At 70.8% G+C, this 12,616-nt stretch carries 11 protein-coding genes; 5 read left to right on the top strand and 6 right to left on the bottom strand.

Annotated features, from left to right (window positions below):
- Nucleotides 1–41 precede the first annotated feature (41 nt).
- From trxA to ACWGPF_RS02000, 4 genes are all read right to left on the bottom strand, one after another.
- Complete coding sequence (trxA, locus tag ACWGPF_RS01985) at nt 42–368, bottom strand: thioredoxin (RefSeq protein WP_345437776.1); 327 nt, start codon at nt 366–368, stop codon at nt 42–44.
- 61 nt (nt 369–429) lie between these two features.
- Nucleotides 430–1,398 carry a thioredoxin-disulfide reductase gene (gene trxB, locus ACWGPF_RS01990; protein ID WP_452331219.1) on the bottom strand — a complete coding sequence of 323 codons (969 nt, stop codon included), beginning with the start codon at nt 1,396–1,398 and terminating at the stop codon, nt 430–432.
- 116 nt (nt 1,399–1,514) lie between these two features.
- Complete coding sequence (locus ACWGPF_RS01995; protein WP_452331220.1) at nt 1,515–2,864, bottom strand: DUF3100 domain-containing protein; 1,350 nt, start codon at nt 2,862–2,864, stop codon at nt 1,515–1,517.
- Between the two features lie 35 nt (nt 2,865–2,899).
- On the bottom strand, nt 2,900–4,138 hold the full coding sequence (locus ACWGPF_RS02000; protein ID WP_452331221.1) for an amidohydrolase: 1,239 nt from the start codon (nt 4,136–4,138) through the stop codon (nt 2,900–2,902).
- A 96-nt stretch (nt 4,139–4,234) separates the two neighbouring features.
- Between ACWGPF_RS02000 and ACWGPF_RS02005 the strand changes: the two genes are divergently transcribed.
- Nucleotides 4,235–5,236 carry an Lrp/AsnC family transcriptional regulator gene (locus ACWGPF_RS02005; RefSeq protein WP_452331222.1) on the top strand — a complete coding sequence of 334 codons (1,002 nt, stop codon included), beginning with the start codon at nt 4,235–4,237 and terminating at the stop codon, nt 5,234–5,236.
- Nucleotides 5,237–5,290: 54 nt separating this feature from the next.
- Here the strand turns inward: ACWGPF_RS02005 and ACWGPF_RS02010 are convergent, their stop codons facing one another.
- On the bottom strand, nt 5,291–6,349 hold the full coding sequence (locus ACWGPF_RS02010) for a LacI family DNA-binding transcriptional regulator (protein ID WP_452331223.1): 1,059 nt from the start codon (nt 6,347–6,349) through the stop codon (nt 5,291–5,293).
- A gap of 116 nt (nt 6,350–6,465) precedes the next feature.
- On the opposite strand from ACWGPF_RS02010, the gene ACWGPF_RS02015 reads away from it, so the two are divergent.
- The 4 genes from ACWGPF_RS02015 to ACWGPF_RS02030 all read left to right on the top strand — a co-directional run bounded on the left by ACWGPF_RS02015 (nt 6,466) and on the right by ACWGPF_RS02030 (nt 11,765).
- Nucleotides 6,466–7,398, top strand: coding sequence for a carbohydrate ABC transporter permease (locus ACWGPF_RS02015; RefSeq protein WP_452331224.1), 933 nt, complete (start codon nt 6,466–6,468; stop codon nt 7,396–7,398).
- A 1-nt stretch (nt 7,399) separates the two neighbouring features.
- Nucleotides 7,400–8,311 (top strand): carbohydrate ABC transporter permease, encoded by a 912-nt coding sequence (locus ACWGPF_RS02020; protein ID WP_452331225.1) that lies wholly within the window; start codon nt 7,400–7,402, stop codon nt 8,309–8,311.
- 32 nt (nt 8,312–8,343) lie between these two features.
- Nucleotides 8,344–9,666, top strand: a complete 1,323-nt coding sequence (locus tag ACWGPF_RS02025) for an ABC transporter substrate-binding protein (protein ID WP_452331226.1) — start codon at nt 8,344–8,346, stop codon at nt 9,664–9,666.
- Between the two features lie 92 nt (nt 9,667–9,758).
- On the top strand, nt 9,759–11,765 hold the full coding sequence (locus tag ACWGPF_RS02030) for a beta-galactosidase (RefSeq protein WP_452331227.1): 2,007 nt from the start codon (nt 9,759–9,761) through the stop codon (nt 11,763–11,765).
- 18 nt (nt 11,766–11,783) lie between these two features.
- On the opposite strand, the gene ACWGPF_RS02035 is transcribed toward ACWGPF_RS02030, so the two are convergent.
- Nucleotides 11,784–12,560: an IclR family transcriptional regulator gene (locus tag ACWGPF_RS02035; protein WP_452331228.1), complete on the bottom strand. Its 777-nt coding sequence runs from the start codon at nt 12,558–12,560 to the stop codon at nt 11,784–11,786.
- Nucleotides 12,561–12,616: the final 56 nt, after the last annotated feature.

The following is a 12,616-nucleotide window of genomic DNA, read 5'->3' on the forward strand; positions in this document are numbered from 1 at the left end:
GCCTGCGAGACGCAGGCCGGCCCCTTCTCCGCATGAGACCGTCAGCCGAGGTACGGCGCCAGGTCCTGCTCGAGCGCGAACTTCGGCTTGGCGCCGATGATGGTCGACGCCACCTCGCCGTTCTGGAAGACCTTCATCGCGGGGATGGAGGTGATCTGGTACTTCATCGCGAGGTCGGGGTTCTCGTCGACGTTGAGCTTCAGGATCGTGATCTTGTCGGGGTTCTCGGCCTGGATCTCGTCCAGGACCGGGGCGACCATGCGACAGGGGCCGCACCAGGCTGCCCAGAAGTCGACGAGCACCGGGCCGTCGGCCTGGAGCACATCCTGCTCGAAAGTGGCCGAAGTCGTGGCCTTGACGTTGCTCATGGGTTCTCCTTGTTCTCAGATCTATCGGTGGGAACACCGCGACGACGCGGGATGTTCCCGGTCACGCCTCGACGAGCTGATCCTCGGCGGGCTCCGGCTCGCCGGCGTCGCCGAGCGACGCGAGGAAGTGCTCCGCGTCGAGTGCCGCGACCGTTCCCGACGCGGCGGCCGTGACGGCCTGGCGGTACGAGGGATCGATCACGTCACCCGCGGCGAAGACGCCGCGCACCGAGGTGCGCGACGAACGGCCGTCGACCGCGATGGTGCCCTCCGGGGCGAGATCGACCTGGCCGTGCACGAGGTGCGTGCGGGGATCGTTGCCGATCGCGACGAAGAGCCCCTCGATCGCCAGATCGCGCGTCTCGCCCGTGACGGTGTCGCGAAGCGTGATGCCCTCGACCGCGGAGTCGCCGAGCACGTCGGCGACCTCGGCGTTCCACACGAACTCGATCTTCTCGTTCGCGAGCGCCCGCTCCTGCATGATCTTGGACGCCTTGAGCGTGTCCCTGCGGTGGACGATGTACACCTTCGAGGCGAACTTCGTGAGGAAGGTCGCCTCCTCCATCGCCGAGTCGCCGCCGCCGACGACGGCGATCTCCTTCTCGCGGAAGAAGAACCCGTCGCACGTCGCGCACCACGAGACGCCGTGGCCCGAGAGGCGGTCCTCGCCGGGGAGCCCGAGCTTGCGGTACGCCGAGCCGGTGGCGAAGATGACGGCCTGCGCCTCCTCGATGGCGCCGCTGCCGAGGACGACCCGCTTGACCTCGCCCGACAGATCGAGCTCGGTGACGTCGTCGTAGCGGATCTCTGCACCGAACTTCTCCGCCTGCTCCTGCATCTTCTGCATGAGGTCGGGGCCCATGACACCCTCGGGGAAGCCGGGGAAGTTCTCGACCTCTGTCGTGTTCATGAGCTCGCCGCCGACCTCCACGGAGCTGGCGACGACGAGCGGCTGCAGGTTCGCACGCGCCGCATAGATCGCGGCCGTGAAGCCTGCGGGGCCGGAACCGATGATGATGAGCTGTCGCACGCGCGCCTCCTGGGTGTCTGGATGCTCCAACCCATGGTACGGCCGGGCTATTCCGCGTGGGCTGTGCGCGCGGACGGGGATGGCCCCGGCACGCGGCCGGGGCCATCCCCCGCCTGTCATCCCCAGAGTCCGAGCGCGAACTCCGCGATGACGACGGACACGAGGTACGACGCGGCGATGGACACGATGCCGACCGGGATGATCTTCCAGCCGATGCTCTTGAGCAGCGGCAGGTCCTTTCCGAGACTGAGTCCGGCGATCGTGAGCACCACCGTGCAGACCGACAGGAAGTCGATCGACGCGACGCTTGCGAGCACCGCGTCGGCGACGGGCGACACGGGCGTCGTCGCGAGCGCGCCGATCGAGATGACCCAGGCGATCGCGGGCACTCTCCCCCGCGTGAGCCGCGACAGGCCGAAGCCCGCCATCGCCAGGAGCGCCATGAGCACCCAGCCGAGCACGATCGTGACGTCGAAGCCCCTGTGCGCGATCGACGCGACCACCACGCCGACGACGACGAGCACGGCGAGGGCGAGCCAGGGCGAGAGCGTCACGGCGGGCGGGGTCGCCGCCCGCTCCATCCTCGCGCGCTGCACGGGCTCCGGCTCGGCCGCTGCGACCGCGAACCGACCGCGTGCGAGCAGACGGTAGAGCCGGTCGGCGAGGGGCAGCGCGACGAAGATGCCGACGTAGACGCCGAGGATGCCCGTGATGAGGTTGGAGGCGGTCGCGACGGCCAGCACCTGGTCGCCCATCTCGGGGTGCGCCTGCTGCACCACGGCGGCGGCCGCCGCCATCATCGACCCCGATCCGACGCCTGCTCCCATCGCCAGCGCGAGCGGGTCGAAGATGCCCGTCGACGTCGCGAGGGAGGCGATGAGGCTCACGAGGATCGCGCCGAACAGGGTGCCGAACACGTACATCGACAGCACTCCGCGGTACTGCGGAGAGTCGGCGCCGTACCGCTCGCTGACCATCGCGAACGAGCCCTCCCGGTCGATCGAGAACGTCGCGCCGACGGTCGCCGGCCCCATCCGCAGCAGCACGGCGAGCGGCAGCGCGAGCAGGATGGTGCCGAACAGGTGTCCGACCTCCTGCAGCAGGAGCGCGGGACCCGCCGTGAAGAGGATGGAGATGTTCGGGCCGAGCGTGAACGACAGACGCGCGCACAGGACCATGACGGCGACGCCCATGAGAACGCCCGCGGCGTGCCGCATGTCGAGCGGCATCCGCTTCCACGGCTGCGCGGAGACGAAGCCGCCGCCGATGATGCCCCACACCATGGGGAGGATGGTGAGGGAGGCGATCCCGAGCGGGATCACGAGAGCGCCGGCGAACTGGGCGATGCCCGCGATGACGAGAAGGAGGGCCGCGAGGACCCAGAGCTTCGGACTGCGGGCCGTGTAGCGGATGGCCGATGCGGCGTCGGCGATCCGGGTGCCCGCGGCGCTGGTCGATTCGGACATGTCGGTTTCCTCGGGGGTCGGGTGTCGGGGTCGGGTCAGGCTTCGAGGGTGATCCGGGTCGCGCCGGCGGGTCGCGCGGCCCTCCGTGCCTTCAGGGAGGCGCGCACGGCGGGATCGAGGGCCGCGTCGAGCGCCGTGAAGGCGATGACTGCTGCACCGTCGATGACGGCGTCGTCGGCCGCCGGGGACGCCGCGTCGGCCGTGAACGCGGGGTTGTGGGGCACGGCGTCTGACCCGAGGACGGCGATCATCCCGTGCAGGCTGGGCACGACCTGGGACACGTTGCCCATGTCGGTCGAACCGCCCCCCAGCAGGGAGCCCTCGGCGAGCTCGCGGCCGCGCAGCGCCATGTTCGCGTCCCAGAGCGGCGCGAGCTCGCCGTCGTGCTCCAGGGGCGCGTACGGGTGCTCGGTCTGCTCCCAGCTCCAGGTCGTGCCCGTCGCGATGGCGGCACCCTCGAAGCAGGCGAGAACCCGCTTCTTCAGGTCGCGCCAGGCGTCGATCTCGTAGGCGCGCACCTCGACCTGCACGACGGCGCGGTCGGGGATGATGTTGGTCGCCTCGCCGCCGAGCGAGATGAACGCGTTGAGGTTGGTCGTCGACGGCAGATGCTGGCGGAGGAAGGCGATCGCCGTGAGCGAGAGCGCGGCCGCCGACGCGGCGTTGACGCCCTTCTCGGGGGCCCCGGCGGCATGTGCCGTGACGCCGTGGAACTCCACGGCGAAGCGGTCGACGGCCGTCGAGACGAACGACGACGCGCCCCGGTCCTCCCCCGCGGCGCCGTGCACCATGAGCGAGAAGTCGGCGTCCTCCCACGCCCCCGCCTGCAGGAGCGACACCTTGCCGCCGCCGTGCTCCTCGGCCGGCGTGCCGAGGAGGGTGACGCGCAGGCCGGCTCGGTCGGCGACGGGCAGGAGGGCGATCGCCGCGCCGACGCCGGCCGCGGCGATGATGTTGTGCCCGCACGCATGCCCCACGCCGGGCAGGGCGTCGTACTCGGCGCAGATGACGACGGAGAGGTCGCCATCGCCGTAGACGGCCTCCACGGCCGTCTCGATGCCGTACGCCGCCGTCGTCACGGCGAAGCCCGCGTCGCGCAGCGTGCCGGCCACGCGCAGAGCGGCGCGGTGCTCCTGCCAGCTGAGCTCCGGATCGTCGTGGATCTCGTGGCTGAGCGCCAGCAGGGTCGCGCGGCTCGCCTCGAGCGCCGCGGCGATCTCGTCCTTGAGGGCGGCGGTATCGGCATCCTGGGTCGTGGCGACGACGTCGGTCATGGCTCTCCTTCGCGGGTTCCGGTGTGCGGATCAGTGTGGGAGAGCCGTGATTCCGATCTGTAAAGTTGCACGGAATCCGCGGAGAAGAGGTCAAGAATGCAGGAAACCAGTCTCGATGCGCTCGACAGGCGCCTCCTGCACGCGCTGCAGATCGAGCCGCGCGCGGCCTGGACCGCCCTCGCTCCCATCGTCGGGGCCGACGCCGCGACGCTCTCCCGTCGCTGGCAGCGCATCGCCGACGAGGGGCTCGCCTGGAGCACGGGCATCCTCGGATGGGACAGCGGTGCGCTCGTCGAGGTGGAGTGCGAGCCCGCTGCGCTCGCTGCGGTGACGGACGCGCTCGTCGACGACCCGCAGGTCGCGACGGTCGATCGCACCGTCGGAACGCGCGACCTCTTCCTCACCCTCATCGGAAGCGACCCCGGGCTGGCGGCGCGATTCACGACCGAGAAGCTCAGCCATCTGCCCGGCATCCGCTCGGCGCGCACGCATCTCGTCGTGGACTACATCGTCGAAGGCGGTGCATGGCGGTTCCGCGAGCTCACCGCGGGGGAGGCGAGCCGCATCCCTCCCGCCGCGGCGCCTCGTCCGCGAGCGGCGCGGGTCGTCTCCCCCGAGCTGCGCGCCGTCGTCGGGTACGAGCTCGGACTCGACGGGCGGGCATCGGCGGCGGCCATCGCCGACCGTCACGGCGTCTCACCGCAGCGCGTGGTCGACGCGATCGCCACCCTGCGTGCATCGGGCGAGCTGCGGCTGCGCACCGATGTGGCGCGCCGGCTCTCGTCGTGGCCGGTCTACGCGTGGTACTTCGTCGAGGTGCCGGCGTCGCTGCTCGCCCCGCTCCGCACGGCCCTCGGCAAGGTGCCGGAGGTGCGGCTCGCCGTCGAGTGCGCGACGCGCTACAACCTCATCCTCGCGGTGTGGCTGCGCTCGCTCGTCGACATCTCAGGCTTCGAGGTCGCCCTGGAGCGCGCGGCCCCCGGCGCGCGCATCGCCGATCGCTCCGTCGTCTCCGGCATCGCCAAGCACCTGGGCCACGCACTCGACGACCGCGGCCAGGCGACGGGGCGGATCGTCTCCATGTCCCCGCAGCCGTAGCGAGGGGCGCGACCTTCGGAGGGACGTCGCGCGGTCTCGTCTCGCTTCGCCCGCTCAACGACCGGATGGCGGGGGCGGTGCCGTGCTCTCGCGGACGACGAGCGTCGTGGGGACGACGTCCATGCGCGCGGAGCCGCTCGCGCCGCGCACCTGCGCGAGCGCGGCCGCGACGGCGCGCCGGCCGGCGTCGGCGAAGTCCTGGTGCACCGACGTCAACGGCGGGTCGTAGGCGCCGGCGTCCTCGGTGTCGTCGAAGCCGACGACGCTCGCGTCGTGGGGGATGGACCGGCCCGCCTCGCGGAACGCGCGGTACAGGCCCAGGGCCATCTGGTCGTTGGCGCAGAACACCGCGGTGCAGTCCGGATCCGCCGCGGCGCGCCGTCCGAGCGCATAGCCCGACTGCGCGGTCCAGTCGCCGCGCAGCACGGGAGGGATGTCGCGACCCGATTCCGCGAGCGTCTGACGCCATCCCTCCGCGCGGCGCTGCGCGGGGTGGGAATCCTCGGGCCCCGCGAGATGCCACACCGTGTCGTGACCGAGCGAGAGCAGGTGCCGGGTCGCCTGGCGGGCGCCGTCGAACTGATCCGTGTCGACGACGACGTGCGCGTCGTCTGCGCCGGTGTCCATGAGCACGACGGGCACACCGGGAGGCAGCAGCACCTCGGCGCGCTCGAGGAGCTGCGTCTCGATGTTGAGGATGAGCGCGTCGACGGCGAGCTCCTGGAGGCGGGAGTACACACGCCCGGCGCCCTCCGACTGCGCGCGCAGCGGGATGAGCGTGGTCGTGTACCCCTCGACGGCCGCGGAGTGGGCGATCGCCTCGATCGTGCGGATGTCGCCGATGGTCGACAGCGTGTTCGAGATGACGCCGATGGTGTGGAACGATCCGAGCTTGAGGGCCCGCGCCGCGCTGTTCGGGCGGTAGCCGAGCTCGTCCATCGCGGCGATGACGACCTCGCGGGTCTCCTCCAGGACCCCGCCGAACCCGTTCGCCACGCGCGACACGGTCTGCGCCGACACGCCGGCGCGCTGCGCGACGTCGGCCATCGACACCCGGCGGCCGCCCGTGTCGGTGCGGCGCCGCGGGGGGCGGGGGGAAGCGAGGTCGTCCATCGTCTTGAAACCGTATCGTGACCCCGCCGAGTTGCGCGGTCATCCGCGATGCGTAGGATGTTTACGCAAACATAGCTGTTCCACCCACTCCTGTCGATGCAGCGGAGGACCTCAGGATGACAACAACGTCGCCTGCCGTCCCGGTGATGCCACCGGGTCGGACGCAGACCAGGGCGGCGCGCCACGCGCGCGGCCGATGGACCGGATGGGGCTTCCTCGCGCCGTTCATGATCGTGTTCGCGCTCGTGTTCCTCGCGCCGATCGTCTACTCGATCTACCTGAGCCTGTTCCGCTCCCAGCTCGTCGGCGGCACCGTCTTCGTGGGACTCGACAACTACCTGCGGGCCTTCGGCGACGAGAGCTTCTGGCAGGGACTCGGCCGTGTCGTCCTGTTCCTCGTCGTGCAGGTGCCGATCATGCTCGGCATCTCGCTCGTGGCGGCCCTCGCGATCGACAGCGGTCGCCTGTACGGCCGTGACTTCTTCCGCATCGGCATCTTCCTGCCGTACGCCGTGCCCGCCGTCGTCGCCGCGTTCATGTGGGGCTTCATGTACGGCGACCGGTTCGGCCTCGTCGGCAACATCGAGGACGCGTTCGGCGTGCAGCTGCCCGACCTGCTCTCGCCCGAGCTCGTGCTCGCCTCGATCGGCAACATCGTGACGTGGGAGTTCGTGGGCTACAACATGCTCATCTTCTACTCGGCACTGCGGGTCGTCCCGACCTCGCTCTACGAGGCCGCCGCGATCGACGGCGCGAGCCAGTTCCGGATCATCCGCGCGATCAAGATCCCCGCCATTCGCGGCTCGCTCGTCGTCGCGACGATCTTCTCGATCATCGGCAGCTTCCAGCTCTTCAACGAGCCGAGCATCATGTCGTCGCTCGCGCCCAACGCGATCACCACGTCGTTCACGCCCAACCTCTACGCCTACAACCTCGCGTTCGCGGGGCAGCAGCTCAACTACTCCGCGACCGTCGCGATCATCATGGGCGTCATCACGATGATCATCGCCTACGTCGTGCAGCTGCGCGGGATGCGGAAGGCCGACTGACATGACCACGACCCGCCTCGTCACCGTGCGCCCCGGCGCCCGCACGCGCTCGCGCATCGGCACGATCGACAAGCCGCGCCGCAGCGTCCTGCTGACGATCCTCGCCGGCATCATCCTCGTCTACTCGCTCATCCCCCTCGTCTGGCTGCTCATCAACGCGACCAAGACGCAGAGCGACCTGTTCTCGACCTTCGGCCTGTGGTTCGGAGGGGAGTTCGCGCTCTTCGACAACATCGGCCGCGCCCTGACGTACGACGACGGCATCTTCCTGCGCTGGTTCGCCAACACGCTGCTCTACGTCATCGTCGGGGCGGGAGGGGCGACCCTCCTCGCGGTCCTCGGCGGCTACGCGCTCGCCAAGTACGAGTTCCCGGGCAGGAAGGCCGTCTTCGCCGTCATCATCGGCGCCGTGGCCGTTCCCGGCACGGCGCTCGCTGTGCCGACGTTCCTCATGTTCAGCTCGATGGGCCTCACGAACACCCCGTGGTCCGTCATCATCCCGTCGCTGATCTCGCCGTTCGGCCTCTACCTCATGTGGACGTTCGCGTCCGAGGCCATCCCGACCGAGCTCATGGAGGCGGCGCGCATCGACGGCGCCAGCGAGTTCCGCATCTTCTGGCAGGTCTCGCTGCGCCTGCTGGCACCCGGGATGGTCACGGTGCTGCTGTTCACGATGGTCGCGACCTGGAACAACTACTTCCTGCCCCTCATCATGCTGCGCGACCCCGACTGGTACCCGCTCATCATCGGCCTCAACCAGTGGAACGCCCAGGCGTCGACCGCCGGCGGGACCGCCATCTTCGACCTGGTGCTGACCGGCTCGCTCCTCACGATCGTGCCGCTCATCATCGCCTTCCTGTTCCTGCAGCGGTTCTGGCAGTCGGGACTCTCGGCCGGATCCGTCAAGGAATGACCCCCACACCCACACGAAGGAGTGCACACCGCATGACCACCACCATCCGCCTGGGCCGTCGCGCCCTCGCCGGCACCGCGCTCGCGGGCGCCGCCGCCCTCGTCCTCGCCGGCTGCTCCGGCTCCGCGGAGGAGGTCGACACCGACGCCGCCGTCGAGGAGGGCGGCACGATCACCGTCTGGGCCTGGGAGCCCACGCTTGAGCAGGTCGCCGCCGACTTCGAGGAGGAGAACCCCGGCGTCACCGTCGACCTCGTCAACGTCGGCACGGGCATCGACTCGTACACGGCCCTGCAGAACGCCATCACGGCCGGCACCGGCCTCCCCGACGTGGCGCAGGTCGAGTACTACGCGCTGCCTCAGTTCGCCCTGCAGGACTCGCTCGAGGACCTCGGCCCCTACGGCGCCTCCGACCTCGACGGCGACTACGCGCCGGGCCCCTGGTCGTCGGTGCAGTCGGGCGACGCGGTCATCGGCCTGCCGATGGACTCGGGCCCCATGGCGCTGTTCTACAACAAGGACGTCTTCGACGAGTACGGCATCGAGGTGCCGACGACCTGGGACGAGTACCTCGAGGCGGCACGCGCGCTCCACGCCGCGAACCCCGACCTCTACATCACGAACGACTCCGGCGACGCGGGCCTGGCGGCCTCCATCATGTGGCAGGCAGGCGGCACGCCGTGGACCGTCGACGGCTCCACCGTGACGCTCGACCTCGCCGGTGACGAGGGCGCGCAGCGCTACGCCGAGGTGTGGCAGACGATGCTCGACGAGGACCTCGTCTCGCCGATCTCCGGATGGAGCGACGAGTGGTTCTCGGCCCTCGCCGACGGGACCATCGCGACGCTGCCGATCGGCGCGTGGATGCCCGCCAACCTCGAGGGCAGCGCTCCCGACGGCGCGGGCTCCTGGCGCGTGGCCGAGATGCCGCAGTGGGAGGAGGGCGTGAGCACGTCGTCCGAGAACGGGGGCAGCTCGCTCGCCATCCCTGCCGCGGCCGAGAACAAGGAGCTCGCGTACGCGTTCATCGAGTACGCCAACGCCGGCGACGGCGTGCAGACCCGCATCGACGGCGGCGCGTTTCCCGCGACCGTCGCCGACCTCGAGTCGGAGGAGTTCCTGAGCACCGAGTTCGACTACTTCGGCGGCCAGAAGGCGAACGAGGTCTTCGCCGCGTCGTCGGCCTCCGTCGTCGAGGGATGGCAGTACCTGCCGTTCCAGGTCTACGCCAACACGGTCTTCGGAGACTCCGTCGGCCAGGCGTTCCTCGGCTCCACCTCCGTCGCCGACGGCCTCGAGGACTGGCAGTCGACGCTCGAGACGTACGGCGCCGACCAGGGCTTCACGATCGAGTAGCCACGACCTCGCGGGGTGCGCAGCCGACGGCGGCGCACCCCGCTCCCCTGCCCGGACCATCCCCCGGGCTCGCACGACCCGGAAGGACCCCCATGCAGACGCACCGCTGGCTGCGCACCCCCGACGGCACCGCCCCTCGCATCTCGTACGGCGCCGACTACAACCCCGAGCAGTGGCCGCGCGACGTGTGGGACGAGGACGTGCGGCTCATGCGCGAGGCGGGCGTCGACGTCGTCTCGGTGGGCATCTTCTCGTGGGCGAAGCTGCAGCCGGCCGAGGACGCGTGGGACTTCGCATGGCTCGACGAGGTCATCGACCTGCTCCACGCCAACGGCATCGGCGTCGACCTCGCCACGGCCACCGCCTCGCCGCCTCCGTGGCTCACGATCAAGCACCCCGAGGTGCTCCCCGTCACGCATCACGGTCACATCCTCTCGCCCGGTGCACGCCAGCACTGGCGGCCCACCTCGCCGGTCTTCCGCGACTACGCCCTGCGCCTCGTCGAGACGATGGCCGAGCGCTACCGCGACCATCCCGCGATCGTCGCCTGGCACGTCAACAACGAGCTCGGCTGCCACAACGCGTGGGACTACTCCGACGACGCCGCACGCGCCTTCCGCGTCTGGCTCGAGGCGCGCTACGGCACGATCGACCGGCTGAACCACGCGTGGGGCACCGCCTTCTGGTCGCAGCAGTACGGGGCGTTCACCGAGATCCTGCCGCCGCGCGAGGTCGACTCGCACCCCAATCCCACGCAGCAGCTCGACTTCAAGCGCTTCTCCTCCGACGCCCTCAAGGAGTACTTCGTCGCGGAGCGCGAGATCCTGCGGAGGATCACCCCCGACATCCCCGTGACGACGAACTTCATGGTCATGGGCGAGACGCAGCACGCCGACTACGCCGACTGGGCGCACGAGCTCGACTTCGTCTCGAACGACCACTACCGCCATCCGGGCGCGCAGTCGTACGACGAGCTCGCCTTCTCGGCCGCGCTCGTCTCGGGCATCGCGCACCGCCGCCCGTGGTTCCTCATGGAGCACTCGACGAGCGCGGTCAACTGGCAGCCGGTCAACCGTCCCAAGCGCGACGGCGAGCTCGTGCGCGACTCCCTCACGCACGTCGCCCACGGCGCCGACGCCGTCTGCTACTTCCAGTGGCGGCAGTCGGCCGCGGGTGCCGAGAAGTTCCACTCCGCGATGGTGCCGCACGCGGGCGCCGACAGCCGTGTCTTCCGCTCCGTCGTGGAGCTCGGCGGCCTGCTGCGCCGCCTCGACGCCGTCGCCGGATCGCATGCCGTGCAGGCGCCCGTCGCGATCCTCTTCGACTGGGACGCCTGGTGGGGCAGCGAGCTCGACTCGCACCCCACCGACCTGCTGCGCTACCGGCAGGAGGCGCTCGACTGGTTCACCGCGCTGCACGACGCCGGCGTGCGCGTCGACGTCGTGCCGGCAGACGTGCCGCTCGACGGCTACCGGATGGTCGTCGCTCCCGTGCTCTACGCCGTGCCGGCCGCGCTCGCCGAGGCGCTCACGGCGTACGTCGAGGCGGGCGGCCACCTCGTGACGACCTACTTCTCGGGCGTCGTGAACGAGGACGACCGCGCGTGGCTGGGCGGCTACCCCGGCGCCTTCCGCGACCTGCTGGGGGTGCGCGTGGAGGAGTTCCGCCCGCTCTACGAGGGTGAGACGATCGCCCTCGACTCGGGCGTCGACGCGACGCTGTGGAGCGAGCCGGTCGACGTCGTCGACCCCGCCGTCGAGGTCGTCGCGCGCTACGCCGGATCCGACCTCGACGGCGGCGCCGCCGTGACGCGACGGGCCGTCGGCGAAGGATCGGCGTCGTACGTCTCGACCCGGCTCGGCGCGGAGGGCCTCGGCTCCATCGTGCCGACGCTGCTCGCGGGCGCGGGCGTCGTCTCGGAGCTGCCGGAGGCCATCCGGGGAGCGGCCTCGCTCACGCTGCGCGGAGCGGGCGACGAGACGTTCGCGTTCGTCATCAACCGCACCGACGACGAGCTCCCCCTCGACGATGTCGAGGGGGTCGCGCTCATCGGCGGCGGCACGCTGGCGCCGCGCGGGGTCGCGGTCTTCTCCCGCTAGCGGCGGGCACGGCCCGGGTCAGTAGCCCGGGCCGTGGAACCCGAGCGCGGAGCTGATGCGGTCGGCGGTCTCCACGGCGACGCGCGCGAGCTCCGGTTCGCGGGTCTCGAGGGCGATCGCCGAAAGCGGCCCCGAGATCGACACGGCCGCGATCGTCGCGCCAGAGCGGTCGACGACGGGTGCGGCCACCGACGCGCGGCCGAGCACGAACTCCTCGATCTCGGTCGCGTAGCCGCGGCGGGCGACGACCGCGAGCTCGCGATCGAGCATCGCGCGCTCGGTGTGCGTGCGCTGCGTGTACGCGGGGAGCCCGCGGGACAGAACGGCGTCGCGGTCGGCCGCCGTCAGCCCCGAGAGCACCGCCTTGCCGATGCTCGTCGCATGCAGCGGCACCCTCTCGCCGAGGAGCGTGTGCGACTTGGGCGACTGCGCCCCCTCGAAGTGGCAGACGTAGACGAGTTCCGAGCCCTGCCGGATCCCCACGTTCACGCCGAGCCCGAGCTCCGCGGCGAGCGTCTGGGCGACCATGCGGCTCGTGCGGTGAACGGGGATGCGGTTCACCGCGACGCCGGCGAGGGTGAGCAGCTCCGTGCCGAGGAAGTAGAGGCTCGTGACGGGGTCGCGCTCGACGAGCCCCGCCGCCTCCAGGGTGGCGAGCAGGCGCGACGCCGTGGACTGGCCGATGCCCGTCTCGCGCGCGATGTCGCCCACGCGACGCGGCTCGCCGTCGCGGAAGGCCTCGAGGAGCGCCACCGCCTTCTCGACGCTCTGGTTGGATCCCTTGTCCGCTGCCACATCATCCTCGCTGACCGATGTCGGGGGCCCGAGCCCTGGATCCCTTAATCATGCAC

Source organism: Microbacterium sp. NPDC055683, from assembly GCF_053617895.1.

What these genes read in the sequence shown, in the direction of transcription:
- trxA (WP_345437776.1), bottom strand. Translation starts at nt 368, where the DNA reads ATGAGCAACGTCAAGGCCACGACTTCGGCCACTTTCGAGCAGGATGTG.
- ACWGPF_RS01995 (WP_452331220.1), bottom strand. Translation starts at nt 2,864, where the DNA reads ATGTCCGAATCGACCAGCGCCGCGGGCACCCGGATCGCCGACGCCGCA.
- ACWGPF_RS02000 (WP_452331221.1), bottom strand. Translation starts at nt 4,138, where the DNA reads ATGACCGACGTCGTCGCCACGACCCAGGATGCCGATACCGCCGCCCTC.
- ACWGPF_RS02005 (WP_452331222.1), top strand. Translation starts at nt 4,235, where the DNA reads ATGCAGGAAACCAGTCTCGATGCGCTCGACAGGCGCCTCCTGCACGCG.
- ACWGPF_RS02010 (WP_452331223.1), bottom strand. Translation starts at nt 6,349, where the DNA reads ATGGACGACCTCGCTTCCCCCCGCCCCCCGCGGCGCCGCACCGACACG.
- ACWGPF_RS02015 (WP_452331224.1), top strand. Translation starts at nt 6,466, where the DNA reads ATGACAACAACGTCGCCTGCCGTCCCGGTGATGCCACCGGGTCGGACG.
- ACWGPF_RS02020 (WP_452331225.1), top strand. Translation starts at nt 7,400, where the DNA reads ATGACCACGACCCGCCTCGTCACCGTGCGCCCCGGCGCCCGCACGCGC.
- ACWGPF_RS02025 (WP_452331226.1), top strand. Translation starts at nt 8,344, where the DNA reads ATGACCACCACCATCCGCCTGGGCCGTCGCGCCCTCGCCGGCACCGCG.
- ACWGPF_RS02030 (WP_452331227.1), top strand. Translation starts at nt 9,759, where the DNA reads ATGCAGACGCACCGCTGGCTGCGCACCCCCGACGGCACCGCCCCTCGC.